Below are 17,543 nucleotides of genomic sequence, written 5' to 3' on the forward strand. Positions count from 1 at the left end.
GCACGCAGCAGAGAAGATCGCGATAGGTTAAACGTGATAAAGATGAACAGTTATACCCCGCTCCGGCGGGTTTTCAGACGGCATTACCGCCGCCTTTTCAGCGAAAATATCAAAACCTTTTACTGCTCATTCAGGCTTGATTTTCTCAATCAGAGACTCCCCCTGATTATGGATGTTGCCCACTTTTGTTGTAACGGGATGCCAGGAGAAATCCTTCCCGGGCAAAGCGGCATCGTGAGCGATTTCCTGCGCGCGTTCCGGCGTGGTTTCAGCGCTCAGCCATTCGCGTACAGCATCTGCAGTCAGAACCAGCGGGCAGCGGTCATGGATATCCACCATGCCCTTGTTGCTCGCTGACGTAACGATCACAAATCCCTCATGCCCGTGTTCCTGGCCATAAGGCGCCCTGCCAATCGCGGCGAAGAAAAGCGGCGCTTTCTTTTTGTGATAGATGAAGTAAGGCTGTTTTTTGTCACCCTCCCGCTTCCACTCATACCACCCATTGGCAGGCACAATGGCACGACCGTGCTCCCATAACGGTCTGAACATACGGCCTGTTGCAGCTGTTTCACCGCGGGCATTAATCAGGGGCTGTTTGTCCCACCACTCCGGGCCATAGCAGTAAACCGGGTCAAAGTGAAACTCATCCTCCCGTTCGTTCAGCAGGAGAACCTTTGTTCCCGGCGCAACATTAAATCGCGCAATGGGTTCCGGGTCATAAATAATCTCATCTGATTTAAGCCCGAGCGCGTCAAAATACTCGTCTCTGCTACTGTACTGCGCAAACCGTCCACACATAGACACCTCCTCTATTGAGGATAGTGTGATATGCGAAGTTCAGACGTATAACCGTGTATTCAGCAAACCGGCAGGGAAATATATGACAACAGGCAGTGAGGCTTTAGGCATTTCGCAGATGTCCTGAGAGGGTTTTATCAGCGGCATGCTGGCTATGATTTATCAGCGTAATGAGAGATGTCAGACAGATTGTGGAATCGGCAATCTGTGCATAAGGTTAAACCACGCCATTTTATCGCAGAGGTATTCATGCCAGATGTAATGCTTTTTGGCGAAGGCTGGAAAGGTGAGAAAAGGTCAAGCCGTGTTGCCGGGCCTGATGATTACATAAGCTATATGTCGAAAATAGAATACACACAGAGTCAGCTTGAGCTTGCGGCACCGGAACCTCTGGCTTTTAAACACAGTTTCCGGGTATCAACATTCCATTCAAATTCCGGACAGGACTATTTAATTGCTGTGTCAGGAGAAAAGCCACAGGTTGAGTGGGTAGAACAGGCCATTCTGGCACACCAGCCCGCTCCGCTTAAGGGATAGCTTATGTGTGTCATATCAACTCACAAAATGGGACATGATGAACGGCAATAAGGTTTACCGTTCAGAGCGTATATGGCAGACAAGTGCGGTAATCTTTGGTGATCGTCTGGTCATACATTCCCGACTTATCAGAAGGAGAATTCAGAATAGCCTGTAAACCGGGAACGTATCCTTTCTGCAACTTCCGTGGACCCTGAAAGCGCCCTGACGGTACGGGTTTTTATGACGATTCGCCAGCTATCACGGAGATATCCGGAATAGCTGGGAACCGAAATAAACCAGATCGAAAGAGCCTGTTATATAGCGCAAGCATAGCAGTGAGTCACAGGCAAAAACTTCACCGCACGGGTCATGCTGTCGTGCCGTTTTCAGCCACCCCAGCGGCTTTTAAGATAGCTCACCGCCTGCTGCGTCTGTGGCTGATTCAGATAGTTCTCTCTGAACAGAATAGTGCCACTGATATTGGGGTTCGATTCATTAAGGTCTAGCTGCTTCTTCAGTTCAGGCACGCCCCCCTGAAGCGTCCAGTCAGGCTCAATTTTTGATGGTTCGCCCACTTTGTAGAGAGCAAGGCCAATATAGAGCCGGGTTTTGGTCGGTTTCACGACCTCTGCCCACCAGTTTGCCAGCACGTCATAACGGGCAGCCTGACGGGAAAATGGCCAGTAGAGCTGGGGTGCGATGTAATCCAGCAGGCCCTGCTGCACCCAGCGACGGGTATCCGCAAAGGCTTCGTCATAGGCGGCCGCGCCGCGTGTGTCGGAACCGGCAGGATCGTGCGACAGATTACGCCAGACGCCCGCCGGGCTGACACCAAACTCAACTTCCGGCTTCAGCTGTTTAATTGTCCGTGAAACCTGCTCAATCAGCTGCTGCGTGTTGTGACGTCGCCAGTCTGCTTTGCTGGCAAAACCCTGACCATAACGACTGAAGGTCTGATTATCGTTAAGCAGCGAACCGGCAGATTCGGAATAGAAGTAGTCATCGAACTGCACACCGTCGATGGGATAGCGCGCAACGACCTCGGCCACAATGCTGGTGATCCAGTCGCGCGCTTCGGGGATACCGGGATCGAGCACATAGCGATCGCCAGAGGTGCGGATCCAGTCGCGATGCAAAACAAAAACGCTGGCCGGATGCAGTGACAGCGTGCGGTTCAGTTCGCTGACGGTTGAAGGTTTGGTATTCACCGAGACCCGGTAAGGGTTGAACCAGGCATGAACTTTAATACCCCGCTTGTGCGCCTCATCGAGCATAAACTGCAACGGATCATAACCCGGATCGTCGCCGATTTTGCCGGTCAGCATATCTGACCACGGCAGAATTTTAGAGGGCCAGAGCGCCGTAGCATCGGGCTTAACCTGGAAAAACACGGTGTTAATCCCCAGGCTTTTCAGCTTATCCAGCTTGTCGGTCAGCGATTGTTGCTGCAGGCGAATACGCTGCGCCGGACTGGTGCCATTCACTGATGCAACCGGTGGCCAGTCGAGACGCGACACCGTGGCTAACCAGACGCCCCGCACCGGTTCATGAACCTGAGGCTGCGCTGGCTTACCCGGCGCGGGTAACGGCTGTTTCGTCACGGGCGGAAAAGGCGTCACCAGTGATTTCGGCGGCTCAGATGCGCAACTGACCAGCAACAACGCCGCAGCCAGCGCGACGCCTCGCTTAATAGCGGTTCTGGCCGGTGCAGAAAAGGGATGAAAGACGATGATAAACTCCAGTATTTTCTGGTCGGTGCGCGAAGAGGAGTATTCTGGGTGACTGTGATTAAATGTCAATGCGTTAGCACCGCGGCGAACGTAAATTCGCCGCCTGTAAATTCAGGCTTCCAAACCCGCTAGCGCTGCGGCGTGAATTCAATACCGGCAGCTGCCAGACAGGCTTTAAGGGTGCCAAAGGCATCCTGGCACTGTCGCTCATTGACGCAGGCGTAACCCAGCAGCAATCCGCGCTCCTCCTGCGGATGCATATAATATTGCGAAAGCGGCCGAACTTTGACTCCACGCTTCAGCGCGTCTGCGGCGATCGCCACGTCGTCTGCGCCCGCTGGCAGCGGCATCACCAGATGCAGTCCGGCTTCGTGATTGAATGCCGGTAAAAAGGCCGGTCCCAGATAGCGTTCAATCAGCCTGCAGAGAAACTGCCGCCGCTGACGATATAGCAGCCGCATCCGTCGGATATGCTCCATGTAATGGCCCAGCCGGATAAACTCCGCCAGCGCCCGCTGAATCAGCAGATGTCCGCCGCGATAGAGTTCCGCCGCCGCGATGCGCAAGGGCTGTGCCAGCGGTTTTGGCACCACCATGTAGCCGATCCGCAGCGCGGGATAGAGCGTTTTGCTGAACGTACCCATGTATATCACCGGTGCATCCGCTTCCAGTCCCTGCAGTGAAGGATGTGGCTGCCCGGAAAAACGAAATTCACTGTCGTAGTCATCTTCCACAATCCAGCTCTGATGACGGCGCGCCAGAGAGAGCAATGCCTGACGGCGGGCCAGGCTCAGATGCACACCCAGCGGATACTGATGAGACGGCGTCACAAATACCATTTTCGGTGGCGGGCCGCTGTCCGGCACCAGACCCTGTTCATCCACCGGCATCGCCCGAATCTTCAGGCCATTCATACGCAGCAGATTACGCGTTCCCCAGTAGCCCGGCTCCTCCATCCAGACCCGATCGCCGGGATCACACAACACCCGCGTCACCAGATCCACCGCCTGATGGACGCCTTCGGTAATCAGGATCTGGTCGGCATCGGCCCGGACTGAACGTGCCACCCGCAGATAGTCCACCAGCGCATGGCGCAGATCGGGGCAACCTCCGCCACTGCTGTAAACCAGGCGGTGAACGTCAGGCTCACGGTTCAGACGGGCCTGAATCTGACTAAACAGCTTGTGGGGGAATTCGGTGACATCGGGCGCGCCGGGAACAAACGCGCCCCACTGATACGGTGATGCGGTGGCATGTCCCAGCAGACTGGCCCCGCGCTTCGACAGCGTTGCCGGTCGCTGCGCCCTCACCGCCTGTAAATCGGCAATCGCATCGCTCTGCAGACAGTTTTCCGGCAGCGTCTCGGCAATCCAGGTGCCGCTGCCGGTTCGCGCGGTGACATAGCCCTGCGCCATCAGGCTTTCATAGACGTGCATAACGGTGTTTCGCGACACGCCCAGTTCGCGCGCCAGATCGCGGGTTGGCGGCAAACGGCTTCCGCGCGGGAACACCTCTTCAGCGATCGCAGCCTGCATGCAGTTCAGCAGTCGCTGATGTAATGAGCCAGTTCTTAAAAACTGTAACCGCGCTAATAGATGATCTGCGTACAACAGTCGCAATTGGCTCCACCTTTCCTCTCACAATTGGCTCTGGCAACTCACCACGCCTCAGGCATAAATAAACGTGTTTGTCGGGAAATGTAAATACGCATATTAACGAGGTGGAACAAATGAGCGAAAATAATAACCTGATGCAGCAGCGCAAAGCACAGGCTCTCCCTAAAGGTATCGGTACGCTGTGCGACTGGTACGTTGCCCGGGCAGAGAACGCCACCTTATGGGATCAGGCCGGTAACAGCTGGATCGACTTCGCGGGCGGCATTGCGGTGCTGAACACCGGCCACCGCCATCCACGCATTGAACAGGCCATTGCCGATCAGTTAACAAAGTTTACCCATACTGCTTTCCAGATCACCCCTTACGAAAGCTACATCGCCCTGGCTGAGCGCATTAATCAGCGGGTGCCCATCGCCGGTGCCGCGAAAACGGCCTTCTTCACGACAGGCGCGGAAACGGTTGAAAATGCAGTGAAAGTGGCGCGTGCCTATACCCGCCGTCACGGCATCATCACCTTTGGTAACGCGTTTCACGGCCGTACCTTCATGACTATGGCGATGACCGGCAAAGTGGCACCGTATAAGCGGGATTTCGGCCCGATGCCGCCATCGGTGTTCCATGCCCGCTATCCCAGCGCCGTTCAGGGGATCAGCATTGAGGCCGCACTGACCAGCCTCGACGAAATTTTCACTCAGGACATTGCGCCGCATGACGTCGCGGCAATCGTGCTGGAGCCGGTTCAGGGCGAAGGCGGATTCCATGCAGCACCTGCAGAGTTTATGGTGCAGCTTCGCGAGCTGGCTGACCGTCACGGCATTCTGCTGATTGCGGATGAAGTTCAGAGCGGGTTTGCCCGTACCGGCAAGCTGTTCGCCATGGAACATTATCCGGTGAAGGCCGACATCATCACGATGGCGAAAAGCCTGGCGGGCGGAATGCCGCTCTCGGCCGTTGCCGGTCGTGCAGAGGTGATGGATGCGCCAGCACCGGGAGGGCTGGGCGGAACCTATGCGGGCAACCCGCTGGCTATTGCCTCGGCTCATGCGGTGCTGGATGTTATTGAAGAGGAGCAGCTCTGCCAGCGCGCGGTTGATCTGGGTGCCCGGCTTGAAGCTGAACTGCAGGAGCATCAGCGCAAACATCCGGACATTGCCGAAGTGCGTGCGCTGGGTTCCATGGTGGCGATGGAGTTCTATCAGGCCAGCACCGCGCAGGCGGTGCAGAAGATGGCGATGGAACAGGGCCTGTTGCTGCTGACCTGCGGCGCCAAAGGCAACGTCATCCGCTTCCTCTACCCGCTCACCATTCCTGATGCCCAGTTCAGCCAGGCGCTGACCATTCTCTCTACGGTGATCGATCACTGTGTCGCATCTGCCGGACATCCCGTCGTCCCAGCCTGATTTTGCTGGCGCGTTAACGCAAGTTTATCCCCGTTCGTCCGGCCATACAGGCCGGACGCCGCCTGGAGACGTTTACATGACGATGACTCAGAGTGCGAATCAAGATTCGCTGGCTCAGAACCTGAAACCGCGCCACGTGCGTATGCTGTCAATTGCTGGTGTGATTGGCGCAGGACTGTTTGTGGGCTCCGGCCACGCTATTTCTGAAGCGGGCCCCGCGGTACTGCTCTCCTATGCCGCTGCCGGAATACTGGTAGTCCTGATAATGCGGATGCTGGCTGAAATGGCCGTCGCCTCGCCCGATTCCGGCTCATTCTCAACCTATGCGGATAAAGCGCTGGGACGCTGGGCCGGCTTTACCATCGGCTGGCTCTACTGGTGGTTCTGGGTGCTGGTGATCCCGTTAGAGGCCAATGCGGCGGGCACCATTCTGCACGCCTGGTTCCCCGAGGTTGCCATCTGGCAGTTCACCTTCGCCATCACGTTATTACTGACCATCACGAATCTGCTCAGCGTGAAAAATTATGGTGAGTTTGAGTTCTGGTTTGCCCTGATTAAGGTCGTTGCCATCATCCTGTTCCTCGGCGTGGCCGGTGCGGCGGTGTCTGGTCTGCTGCCTGACAGCAATACCAGCGGCCTGTCGCATCTTTATGACACGCACGGCTTTATGCCGAATGGCATGGGCGCGGTCGTGGCGGCTATCCTGACCACCATGTTCTCGTTTATGGGCACAGAAATTGTCACGATTGCCGCTGCAGAGTCGAAGAACCCCGGCAAACAGATTACGCAGGCGACTAACTCGGTTATCTGGCGTATTGCGCTGTTCTATCTGCTGTCGATTTTCTTTGTGGTCGCGCTGGTGCCGTGGAATACGCCAGGACTGGTTGAACAGGGTTCATGGCAGACGGCATTAACGGCGATGAACATCCCGCACGCTCGTCTGATCGTTGACCTGGTCGTGCTGATGGCGGTGTGTAGCTGTCTCAACTCTGCACTCTATACCTCATCGCGCATGCTCTACTCGCTGTCACGCCGTAAAGATGCGCCGGCTGCCGCGTCACGCACCAATCGCAGCGGCACGCCATGGGTTGCCGTACTGCTTTCGACTGCGGCGGCGTTTCTGGCGGTGATCGCCAATTATCTGGCGCCGAGCGTGGTGTTCGAATTTTTACTGGCGACGTCGGGGGCAATTGCACTGCTGGTCTATCTGGTGATTGCCGCGTCACACCTCGTGCTGCGTAAGAAGCGTGAAAAGGCGGGTGAAGTCCTGAGCTACCGCATGTGGTTATTCCCTGGCCTGACGTGGGTCACTATTTTGTTTATCGTAACGGTGCTGGTGATCATGTTGTTTGATGCGAAACATCAGGCTGAATTACTGGCAACCGGCGGTTTAACGCTGCTGATAATTACCACCAGTCTGGTTCTGCGCCGTAAAAAGGATAAGCGTCAGAGCACGAAGTATTTTACTCAGCGCTCTTCTGATCCTTCCTGATGATCAGACGCTCTTCCTGAAACTCAATAATGCCCACCTTTAGCCATAAAGGTGGGCATATCTTTTCTCTGTCTGCAGACCGATACAGGCGCTAATAACCCCTGTTGAATGATGTAATTATTAACTTTCAGCCTGGTCGTTACCACCCGCGTATTGCGCTGGCATTATCAGGTTAAGGGTAGAATCTATTGTGAGAATTACAGGTAGCTGACTTCAATAATTCCTCTGCTTTTCTGAGAATTTAACCAGTGCATATTGATTATTGCGGGTAAGCCCTTCAGCGATCTGGCGTTCATCATATCAGCAGTGGTCACGACAGCCCTGCCACTGGTGGGATCAGTACACTCGAGCACAACAGGATTCTGAACGATATTCATATTACATGAACCATTGGTCATGGCTCCGCTGAAGGTAATCGTGCCTGAACGTAAATCTGCACTTGCCGGGCCTGCCAGGATAATCAGCAGTGTGGTAACGCAGGTCATAAAACGTGATTTCATTTTTTGTCCTCCAGAGTATGTGTTAACTGTTATCGGCTCACAGACTCAAAGATTAAGTGCTGAATGAAAAATTAAATGTAAATTTTCAGACATCTGGCCCAATGAAATCCATTAAAAGGGTGTTGTTAAGAATCATCCTAATCATGCCAGTCAAAATGAGTATAGATTAATTGAAGCATTTTATTCGATTTCAATATTCATCAGGGTTTATTAACTGAAAATCCAGGAGCCGCTATCGAAAACGGCATGAAAACTCTCACTTTTTTACGCTTAATATTCATCCTGGCGAAGCACCTGGCGTTACGGGAATCACTCATGCAGCACAATAAGAAGGCCCTTTTAATAAAGCGGCCTCACTGCTTATTTTGTGCAAATATATTTTTATCGAACAGACAAAATAAAAAACGCTCTATGAGTTAATTAACTCACGCCCCTATTTCAGAGCTTACTCTTTCCAGACAACTTTTCAGCTTATTCCAGATACTGACTGAAGCGCAGCAGGTAACCATCCGGATCCTGTACCAGAAACTCGCGCTGGCAGGCGAGAGTCTCGCCGGTGTCATAATGGTTATCGCGAAGCGGCCGATAGAGCGGAACGGCGTGCTGTTGCAAACGCGCCAGTACAACCTCAATGTCATCCACTTCAATCTGGAAATTGATGCCCCGCCCCAGCGGCCAGCGTAGATCCGCTGTGTTCCAGCCCTGCGGATGAAACTGCTCAATCATTAATTGCGCCTCACCATAGCAGAGGTAAGCGAAGTCAGGCTGCTGGCGCTGGATCCTCACCGCAAAGCCCAGCACCACGGTGTAAAAATGGAGCGAAGCGGCAAAGTCAGTGACCGTCAGTTCTGGCACCATCCGGTTCCAGTAAAGGTTTTGATTCTCATTCATAAAAGCGTCCATTTTTGTCAGTTCCGGTCTCTGGTCTGCATGCTGCTTTGCAGCTCATCCAGCATCAGGCGCAGTGCGGCAGACTGATGCTCACGCGACAGATAAAGCCCCCAGATACCAATGCGCTGCGGCTCATAATCAGGCAGTAACGTCACCAGCTTACCGGTTTCAATCGCGTGGCGCGCCTCCTGCCAGGGCACCATCGCTATCCCGCAATCCGCAACTGCCACGTCACACAACAACGAGGATATGCCAGCACTGAAATTCCCCTTAACGGCAACGGAGATTTTCTCTCCCTCAGCCATCGTGAAATGCCAGCTCTGTCCGGCAAAGCGACTGTAATAGAGGCAGTTGTGCTGTGCCAGATCGTCCGGCGTTGCCGGTGTACCCCGTTTCTTCAGATACCCAGGGGAGGCGCAGAGCACAGATCGACATTCGCCCAGGCGGCGCGCAATCGCCCCCGGCTCTGGCGCATCGGTGATACGGATGGCGAGGTCGATGCGCTCACCAATCAGGCTCACCGGCTGATTGTTAATTTCCAGCTCGATGCGCAGTGCAGGATAACGCGCCAGAAAATCGGGGATCACCGGACCGACAAGATGAAGCGCCGTAAAGTGGGCACAGGCGATGCGTAACGTGCCAGCCGGAACGCTCTGGGTGGTCTCCTGCTGGATCGCCTCTGAAAGCAGAGCCAGCTGACGGGTCTTTTGCAGGATCGCTTCACCGGCAGGCGTCAGGGTCAGCCGCCGGGAAGAGCGATGCAGCAGGCGCGTTCCCGCCCACTTTTCCATCTCCTCCAGATACCGGCTGACCATCGGGCGCGAAATCCCCAGCGCACGTGAGGCAGCACTCAGGCTGCCCAGCTCACATATCCGGTTGAAAACAGCCGCCGCCGTCACTCTGTCCATCCTGACCACCTGTTCGGATTATGAAACTCAGCATCTCTGATTGCGGGAATTCTAACAGATCGCCAGATGCGTAGAATAGCGCCACTGACATCGCCCGATGCACCTGCCTGAAACGGGCATTTAACTCTGAGGACTCGCAATGAAAACCACACTTTTACCTGTGATGCTGATTCTGGCTTCGGCCTCCGCCAGTGCGGCCAGCCTGCAATTTGAAACTTACAACCCGCAGGAAAAGGGCATCTTCCCGGTCTCCTCAACGCTGGTTTCCGGGCCAACCGAGGCGATTCTGTTTGATGCGCAGTTCAGCACCCTGGACGGTGAGAAACTGGCAGAGATGATTAAGAAGAGCGGTAAAAAGCTGAAGGAAATTGTGATCACCTCTGGCGATCCCGATTTCTATTTTGGTCTGGAGCCGATTGTTAAAGCCTGGCCGGATGTGAAAGTGGTTGCCACGCCTGCGGTGGTGAAACATATCCAGCAGACGCATGACGCCAAGCTGAAATACTGGGGTCCACAGATGAAGCAGGGCGCGCCGGATAAGGTGTACGTGCCTGAAGTCACGCATCAGACCCGCTTCAGCGTCGACGGTGAAGTACTGGAACTGCGTCATCCAGAACAATATGCCGCGTACATCTGGATCCCCTCTTCGCGCACCATCCTGGGTGGTACCGCCATTTCCTCTGGCATTCACGTCTGGACGGCTGATACCCAGACCGTTCAGAGCCGCGCGGCGTGGCGTCATATCCTGACCGAAATGCAGACGCTGAATGCACAAACTGTGATTCCGGGCCACTATCTCGGTGCGCGTCCTGCCGGGTCGCAGGCGGTGGATTTTACTCTTAATTATCTGAAGATTTTTGAAGCGGCACTGTCACAGGAAAAAACCTCAGCAAAGGTGATTGCCAACATGAATGCGGCCTGGCCGAAGCTGGCTGAGCCGGCTTCGCTTGAACTGAGCGCCAAAGTCAACACCGGCGAGATGAAGTGGTAAAGCCCGCCGTGAGGCCTGTCAGACGCGCAGTGGACAGCCAATAATGACATCCCTTAACTGAAGCAGAACTGTTCAGGCGCTATTTTTTAGCCAGATAGCGCCTGTCATCTCGCGCCTGTAACCGCGCCTCGGCCGGTGTCGGGAAGATATAGTGAAACAGATCGCGGTAAAAACTCAGGTGCTTCAGTAATCCTTCCTGGATAGCTTTACTGATGTCTTTGATCAGGAATTCCTGGGTGGTGTTGAAGTTAGCGACGCTGAAAAAGGTTTTATCATAGACGTTGACCACCCCTTCCCATGTCATCACCTGCTCTTCCGGGGACGCACCCTCAGAGGCGACGAACATCCCTTTATGGGATTTCACGCCCTGTTTGCTGACATAAGTCGTTAAGGCGTCATAGCCGCGCTTGTTACGCCAGCGGCAGAATTCATAGGGCACATCGTAATGGGGCAGCACAAAGTCCGGACTGCGGAAATGCTCATCCCCAATCAATCCATCGAGTGTGACCGTGAAATGCAGAAAGTCCTGCAGGAAGTCGAACTGGCGGGTTTTGGTCAGCGTGACATTGATGGCGTAGTGGCCAGCCTGCACATACCAGTAATTGGTAAAGCCGGTGACCAGAATACAGAACGCCTGCCAGTCACTGAGTCTTCGATCCCCCGCCAGCCCCCTGAAACGGCTGATCATCATCCGTGATTTGGGATGCTGATACGCTTTCAGCAGCGGATCGTTCATACCTTTCAGTAACATCAGGCACACTCCTTGATAGATTGCGCTTATCCTGCCACGCCCTGATCAGGGTGAAAAGTGTCGTTGTTCTGAATGTGACCCCATTAATGTCTGGCGGGAGGGGGAGATACTCACTGTTTGATTTGGGGAAAGAGGATGCAGTTATAGTCCGCCAGGAATCAGAGGCTGGGAGCATGTCTGAAGAAATGCGATGCCAGCCATCCGGGCAGGTTTGTCAGAACTTTTCGAGAGTTTTCAGCGTTTCGGGGTTTTGCTGCACCATGCGAATTAATAATACCGCCTGGGCATTAGGCCTGGCTCTACCCTGTTCCCAGTTCTGATAGGTTGTCTCGCCGGTGTGAAGATAGTGGGCAAAAACAGCCTGAGAAAGGTTCAGTTTTTCACGTACGTCGCGCAACTCCTGCGGCGCGATGGTAACAGGGGCGCGCTTAGTAACCTTATGACTCTTGAGTGTGATTTTCCCTTCCTGATGATCCTTAAGCTCCTGCATACCCGTCATCAGTTCACTGAAAATATCGCGTTCAGTCATGTCTTAACCCTTTTTTGATCACATTCAGCGCGGTCGCCAGGGCATCACGCTGTTGCTTAGTCAGATCGTCGCGTAGATTTTTATCATAGATAGTAAACAGGATGAATTGGCATTGTGCATTCGTCCAGTAATAGATAACCCTGATTCCGCCTCTTGCACCCTTGTGTCGGCGCTCATCCCTGAAACGAACTTTCCGCAGTCCGCCTGTATCGGGTATCAAATCGCCCTTCTCAGGGTCCGCCAGCAACATGTTCTGAAATAGCCGAAACTGATCATCACTCAGATAGTCAGCTCGGTATTTCTGAAAGCTGGAAAGCTCGATGAATAATGCGTCCATGTCTTATCCCATCCCCAACCAGGGGATAGGATATCCTTAAGTTGGGGACAGTTCAACCTGACTGCATTCTCTTTTCTCTGTCTTGTTAATTGAACCTCTGAACTGTTCCCCCCAGTACCTCACTCACCCCCGCCACCAGCTTACGGACCTTGTCAGAAATAAAACGGGCATCCGGAAACACAGCATAAAGATAGCGGTCGGGAAGCCGCCAGTCGGGTAAAACCCGCACCAGCCGGCCGGAGGCCAGCGCATCTGCGCCAATCAGCGTCTGTAATCCGCCAATGCCCAGCCCCGCTTCAAGAGCCTGCATCAGTGCATCACTGTTATTAGAACGGAATACGTTCTCCACCGGCACAGACACGCTCTCCGTCGCCGAAACCAGCTGCAGCGGCACATCGGGCGACACGCCGCTGAAACGTATGTGTGGGTGATGCCGCAGGTCATCGGGTGTCTGCGGCGTACCGTTTCGCGTTATCCACTCCGGAGAAGCCACCAGCACGGTTTCAACCGTGGTCAGCGATCGGGCAGCCAGCGTGGCAGGCGGTGATTCGCTGAGTCTTATCGCCACATCAACCCCCTCAGCGATGAGATCCGACAGGCGATCCTCCAGCGCAATATTCAGACGCAGCCCGGGATGCGTCTGCTGGAAGGCGATCAGGTGCGGCATCAATCGCTGCCCTATGCCGCTCGGCAGCTGAATATGCAGCCTGCCCTGAAGCGGCTGCGAGCCGGGTAGCAGTTGCTGCTCCAGCTCCTCCATCGCACTGAGCAATTGCCTCACCTGCTGCAGATAATGCTGACCCTGCTCCGTCAGCGCCATTTTTCTCGTGGTGCGGTGCAACAGCACGACACCCAGCGCCTCTTCGAGTGCTGCGATCTGCTGGCTCACCGCTGACTGCTTCATGCCGTTTTGACGTGCCGCCGCAGAGAAAGATCCCGCATCGGCCACCCGGACGAAGGTCTGAATCGCCGTCAGTTTGTTCTGCATTTATTGGTTTTCCTGATAAGTGATATCCGGTTCAGGGGATTTAATCAGAATAAGCAGCAGGTGAGAATGCGGCTTCTCTCTTAACAGGGCAATAATCATGAAAACGACGCAGGGTAAAAAAGTCGCGCTGGTGGCAGGCGCCAGCGGGATTGTCGGCCAGCAACTCAGTCAGGCGCTGCTCGCAGACCAGTGGCAGGTGACCGCGCTGACCCATCGCTCAGACGTTACCGTAAGCGGAACCGGGGTTATCGCAGTGGATCTGCGCGATGAACAACAGAGCCATGAACGGCTGGCACCACTCACTGACGTCACGCATATCTTTTACAGCGCCTGGCTGAACGCCCCTGACTGGGCGTCGATGGTCGGCCCCAATCTGGGCATGCTGCAAAATCTGGTTCAGGTGATTGAAGATATCTCCCCGCTTGAGCATGTCAGCCTGATGCAGGGATACAAAGTCTATGGCGCGCATCTCGGTCGGTTTAAAACCCCGGCGCGGGAAAGCGATCCCGGCGTGCCCGGTGCCGAGTTCAACGCCGCACAGCTGAACTGGCTAAGTGCACAGCAGCAGGGTAAAGCGTGGAGCTGGAGCGCTCTGCGGCCCGGCGTCGTCGGCAGTGACCGGCCTGGAAACAGCATGAACCTGGCACTGACTCTGGCGATCTATGCCTCGATCTGTCGCGCGGCACGGCTGCCTTTTCGCTTTCCCGGTTCACCGGAAACCTGGCACAGCATGGTCGATTTTACCGAGGCTTCCCTGCTGGCCGACGCGACAATCTGGGCCGCGCGCAGCGCTGACGCTCGCAACCAGGCGTTCAATATTAACAATGGCGATCTCTGGCGCTGGAGTGAGTTGTGGCCGGTGATTGCAGCGTGGTTTGAACTGGACGTCGCGCCGCCGGTTTCGTTGTCATTCCGGCAGATGTTTCAGGATTATCGTGCGCTGTGGCGGCAAATCGCCGCTGAGAACGCGCTGGCCGAAGCCGATATTCTCAGGCTGAGTGACGGCGCTTTCGCTGATTTTGTTTTTGGCTGGAACTACGACATGTTTGGCGACGGAAGCAAGCTGCGGCGGGCAGGCTTTCACGGTTATCGCGCCACGGAAGAGATGTTCTGCGATCTGTTTGCCCGCTTCAGGGCGGCAAGGGTTATTCCGTGATGATCCACGCAGAGAGCGAGGATGTCGCTCTCTGCATCCGGTAGCCTTAACGCCCTTTCTTCTTACGTCCCGGCTGAACAAAGCGCTTGCGCGAGCCACCGTTGGCATCGGCTTTTTCAGCGGGTTTCGCGGCACTCTTCTGCGGTTTTTTAGCGGGGGCGGCTTTTGCCGGCGCCTTTGCCTTCTTCGCGGGTTTATCTTCTGAGGAGGAGTTCTCCAGTAGTTTAAACAGCTCAACGAGTTCGTCGTCGGTGAGATCGCGCCATTCCCCCAGCGGCAATCCCTTGAGATTGACGTTCATGATGCGGGTGCGCTCAAGCTTCGTCACTTCAAAGCCAAAATGCTTACACATGCGGCGGATCTGGCGATTCAGGCCCTGAACCAGCGTGATACGGAAGACAAACGGCGCTTCCTTTTTCACTTTGCACTTTTTGGTCACCGTGCCCAGCATCGGCACGCCCGCGCTCATCCCGGCAATAAACTCATCCGTGATCGGCTTATCAACGGTAACGACATACTCTTTTTCGTGGTTGTTACCGGCCCGCAGGATCTTGTTGACCAGATCGCCGTGGTTGGTGAGGAAAATCAGGCCCTGAGAATCTTTATCGAGTCGGCCAATCGGGAAGACGCGCTTGCTGTGATTGACGAAGTCGCTGATGTTATCGCGCTCGCCCTCTTCCATCGTGGTGATAATCCCGACTGGCTTGTTCAGGGCAATCAGCACCAGGTCGTCTTCGTCACGCGGCTCGATCAGCTGACCATTGACCTTCACCACATCGCCTGCAAATACCTGCGCGCCAACAGCGGCGCGTTTGCCGTTAATGAAAACGTTGCCCTGCTCGATGTAACGATCGGCGTCACGACGGGAGCAGATACCGCTCTCGCTGATGTATTTATTAAGACGAGTTGATGAGCCAGTCAGCATAATTCCTCCAAAAAACGCGGACTATACCTTACCGGCGGGGGCTTGCGAAGTCTTTGCGCGGGAAACTTTTGCCCCTTTTTATCGGCCCGATGATTGTCCGCAATTACAGGTCAATCTCCATCGCCATACAGCGCAACGCACAGCCCGCCAGCTTTGACGGATAAAGACTTTCTCCCAGCGACCGGAAGCCATGCTGTTGATAAAAGCTCACGGCGTTCGGCGTCGACTCGAGCGTCAACCGGCGATAGCCACGCTGCAGCGCCTCCACTTTGATGGTGTCGATGATCCGGCCCGCCATTCCCTGTCCGGCGAAATCAGGCAGCGTAAAAATGGCTTCAACGCTGGCGGCAGCGAGATCGAGCGATCCTGTCGCCACCGGCACGCCGTCCGGGCCATCAATCACGAAGAAGGGATTGACGCGAATCATCGCAGGAAAGCTGGCGGGCATGCGGTCCGGCGTCCAGGCGGCAAGAACATCGGGTGGATAGGTGTGCTGGCAACCGTGACGGATAGCCAGATTACGGATGTTCCATAACGTGTGCGCCTCTTCGGGCGATGCCTGTCTGACAATCATGATGCCCTCCGGCTCCTGAACAGAGCCGTTACGTTAACACACTGCAGCGCCGGTATCTGAGAACCGTGCCGGTACAGGCGATCTCTGCGTACGCCTCATCTGCTGGATGGATTGCTGCTGCATCGGCAACCTGGCTGTCTGCACATTGCTGCATTTGCAACAGCGCAGACAGGCACAATCGCATCCGGCTCCCTGATATCAGTGATTTACACTCTGGCACGGTTACTGCTTTGGCTTCTCTTTTATATCTGAAAGTTCGGAAGAAACACTTTTTCCATAAATTAAGCTATATATCAGGAGAAAACCATGTCACTGAATCAACCCATACAGTTTGCTTACTGGGTGCCGAATGTCTCGGGCGGTCTGGTTATCAGTCAGATAGAGCAGCGTACCCACTGGGATGCCGACTATAACCGTAAACTGGCGAAGATTGCTGAACAGGCGGGTTTCGATTATGCGCTGACACAGATTCGGTTTACTGCCGGGTATGGCGCGGATAACCAGCATGAGTCGGTCACCTTTTCGCAGGATTTACTCAGCCAGACCTCGACGCTAAAAGTGATCGCCGCCCTGCTGCCCGGTCCGTGGAATCCGGTATTAGCGGCAAAGCAGATCGCCACCATCAGCCATCTCTATGGACCGCGCATTGCCGTCAACATTGTCAGCGGCTGGTTCCGGGGCGAATTTAAGGCGATTGGAGAATCCTGGCTCGATCACGATGAACGCTACCTGCGTTCCGAAGAGTTTATTCGCTGCCTGCGCGGCATCTGGAGCGAAGAGAGTTTTACCTTCTCCGGCGATTTTTATCGCCTCCGCGACTACACCATGAAACCCAAACCGCTGTCACCGCTGCCGGAAATTTTTCAGGGTGGCAGCTCCCGTGCGGCGCGTGACATGGCCGCCCGGGTCTCAGACTGGTATTTCACCAACGGCAATACGCCACAGGGCGTCCGTCTGCAGATCGCAGATATCCATGAAAAAGCGGGCCGTAACAGGCATCAGGTCAGAATCGGACTCAACGGTTTTGTGATTGCACGCAACAGCGAGCAGGAGGCGCAGGCGGTGCTTCAGGAGATCATCAGCAAAGCCAATCCGGATGCGGTAAAAGGCTTTCAGCATGAGGTCAAAAATGCAGGCAGTGCTTCTCCGGAAGGTGAAGGAAACTGGGCGAAATCGTCATTTGAAGATTTGGTGCAGTACAACGACGGCTTTAAAACCAATCTTATCGGCACGCCCCAGCAGATTGCTGAACGGATTATCGAACTGAAGCAGGCGGGGGTCGATCTGATGCTGCTGGCGTTTCTGCACTTCCATGAAGAAGTGGAGTTTTTTGGCCGTGAAGTGATACCGCGGGTCCGTGAACTGGAGGCGCAGGCGGCGGTGGCCGAAGCCTGAAGCGGCATACCGGCGCATTCTCGCACCGGTGAAATGATGAACG

General features: G+C 54.8%; 18 protein-coding genes. 6 read left to right on the forward strand and 12 right to left on the reverse strand.

Translation table 11 applies throughout. The annotated features are described in order from the left end of the window. Positions 1-126 precede the first annotated feature (126 nt). Entirely contained in the window at positions 127-798 is a 672-nt protein-coding gene (locus tag PU624_RS01220) for an SOS response-associated peptidase family protein (RefSeq protein WP_283545045.1), read from the reverse strand. A gap of 207 nt (positions 799-1,005) precedes the next feature. Here PU624_RS01220 and PU624_RS01225 point away from each other — a divergent pair, with 207 nt between their 5' ends. Next, the gene (locus PU624_RS01225; RefSeq protein ID WP_283545046.1) at positions 1,006-1,335 is read left to right on the forward strand and encodes a hypothetical protein; all 330 of its coding nucleotides are present in this window, start codon (positions 1,006-1,008) and stop codon (positions 1,333-1,335) included. A 368-nt stretch (positions 1,336-1,703) separates the two neighbouring features. Here PU624_RS01225 and PU624_RS01230 read toward each other — a convergent pair whose 3' ends face one another. Continuing rightward, positions 1,704-3,047, reverse strand: coding sequence for a glycoside hydrolase family 10-like protein (locus PU624_RS01230; protein WP_502921563.1), 1,344 nt, complete (start codon positions 3,045-3,047; stop codon positions 1,704-1,706). A 128-nt stretch (positions 3,048-3,175) separates the two neighbouring features. Further along, entirely contained in the window at positions 3,176-4,666 is a 1,491-nt protein-coding gene (pdxR, locus tag PU624_RS01235; RefSeq protein WP_283545047.1) for a MocR-like pyridoxine biosynthesis transcription factor PdxR, read from the reverse strand. Between the two features lie 110 nt (positions 4,667-4,776). Between pdxR and gabT the strand changes: the two genes are divergently transcribed. Further along, a complete protein-coding gene (gene gabT / locus PU624_RS01240; RefSeq protein WP_283545048.1) occupies positions 4,777-6,063 on the forward strand; it encodes a 4-aminobutyrate--2-oxoglutarate transaminase in 1,287 nt (428 codons plus the stop codon). Positions 6,064-6,139: 76 nt separating this feature from the next. After that, the gene (gene gabP, locus PU624_RS01245) at positions 6,140-7,555 is read left to right on the forward strand and encodes a GABA permease (RefSeq protein ID WP_283545049.1); all 1,416 of its coding nucleotides are present in this window, start codon (positions 6,140-6,142) and stop codon (positions 7,553-7,555) included. A 197-nt stretch (positions 7,556-7,752) separates the two neighbouring features. Here the strand turns inward: gabP and PU624_RS01250 are convergent, their stop codons facing one another. The 3 genes from PU624_RS01250 to PU624_RS01260 form a co-directional block, all read right to left on the reverse strand. Beyond that, positions 7,753-8,055: a YmdA family protein gene (locus PU624_RS01250; protein ID WP_283545050.1), complete on the reverse strand. Its 303-nt coding sequence runs from the start codon at positions 8,053-8,055 to the stop codon at positions 7,753-7,755. Positions 8,056-8,526: 471 nt separating this feature from the next. After that, entirely contained in the window at positions 8,527-8,946 is a 420-nt protein-coding gene (locus PU624_RS01255) for a bleomycin resistance protein (RefSeq protein ID WP_283545051.1), read from the reverse strand. Between the two features lie 17 nt (positions 8,947-8,963). Continuing rightward, complete coding sequence (locus tag PU624_RS01260) at positions 8,964-9,854, reverse strand: LysR family transcriptional regulator (RefSeq protein ID WP_283545052.1); 891 nt, start codon at positions 9,852-9,854, stop codon at positions 8,964-8,966. A 139-nt stretch (positions 9,855-9,993) separates the two neighbouring features. On the opposite strand from PU624_RS01260, the gene PU624_RS01265 reads away from it, so the two are divergent. Further along, positions 9,994-10,845, forward strand: coding sequence for a Vmh family MBL fold metallo-hydrolase (locus tag PU624_RS01265; protein ID WP_283545053.1), 852 nt, complete (start codon positions 9,994-9,996; stop codon positions 10,843-10,845). Between the two features lie 79 nt (positions 10,846-10,924). Here the strand turns inward: PU624_RS01265 and PU624_RS01270 are convergent, their stop codons facing one another. From PU624_RS01270 to PU624_RS01285, 4 genes are all read right to left on the reverse strand, one after another. Further along, a complete protein-coding gene (locus PU624_RS01270) occupies positions 10,925-11,596 on the reverse strand; it encodes a hypothetical protein (RefSeq protein ID WP_283545054.1) in 672 nt (223 codons plus the stop codon). 214 nt (positions 11,597-11,810) lie between these two features. Further along, positions 11,811-12,125: a helix-turn-helix domain-containing protein gene (locus PU624_RS01275; RefSeq protein ID WP_283545055.1), complete on the reverse strand. Its 315-nt coding sequence runs from the start codon at positions 12,123-12,125 to the stop codon at positions 11,811-11,813. After that, entirely contained in the window at positions 12,118-12,462 is a 345-nt protein-coding gene (locus PU624_RS01280; protein WP_283545056.1) for a toxin, read from the reverse strand. Before PU624_RS01280 ends, PU624_RS01275 begins: the two co-directional genes overlap by 8 nt. Positions 12,463-12,547: 85 nt before the next feature. After that, on the reverse strand, positions 12,548-13,450 hold the full coding sequence (locus PU624_RS01285; protein ID WP_283545057.1) for a LysR family transcriptional regulator: 903 nt from the start codon (positions 13,448-13,450) through the stop codon (positions 12,548-12,550). 97 nt (positions 13,451-13,547) lie between these two features. Between PU624_RS01285 and PU624_RS01290 the strand changes: the two genes are divergently transcribed. Further along, positions 13,548-14,606, forward strand: a complete 1,059-nt coding sequence (locus PU624_RS01290; protein ID WP_283545058.1) for an SDR family oxidoreductase — start codon at positions 13,548-13,550, stop codon at positions 14,604-14,606. A 46-nt stretch (positions 14,607-14,652) separates the two neighbouring features. Here the strand turns inward: PU624_RS01290 and rluF are convergent, their stop codons facing one another. Beyond that, positions 14,653-15,531: a 23S rRNA pseudouridine(2604) synthase RluF gene (gene rluF / locus PU624_RS01295; protein ID WP_283545059.1), complete on the reverse strand. Its 879-nt coding sequence runs from the start codon at positions 15,529-15,531 to the stop codon at positions 14,653-14,655. 103 nt (positions 15,532-15,634) lie between these two features. Next, a complete protein-coding gene (locus PU624_RS01300; protein ID WP_283545060.1) occupies positions 15,635-16,105 on the reverse strand; it encodes a GNAT family N-acetyltransferase in 471 nt (156 codons plus the stop codon). A gap of 306 nt (positions 16,106-16,411) precedes the next feature. Here PU624_RS01300 and sfnG point away from each other — a divergent pair, with 306 nt between their 5' ends. Beyond that, positions 16,412-17,500: a dimethylsulfone monooxygenase SfnG gene (gene sfnG / locus PU624_RS01305; RefSeq protein ID WP_283545061.1), complete on the forward strand. Its 1,089-nt coding sequence runs from the start codon at positions 16,412-16,414 to the stop codon at positions 17,498-17,500. The last annotated feature ends 43 nt before the right edge of the window (positions 17,501-17,543 follow it).

This window comes from Pantoea sp. Lij88, from assembly GCF_030062155.1.
Taxonomy (GTDB): Bacteria; Pseudomonadota; Gammaproteobacteria; order Enterobacterales; family Enterobacteriaceae; genus Pantoea.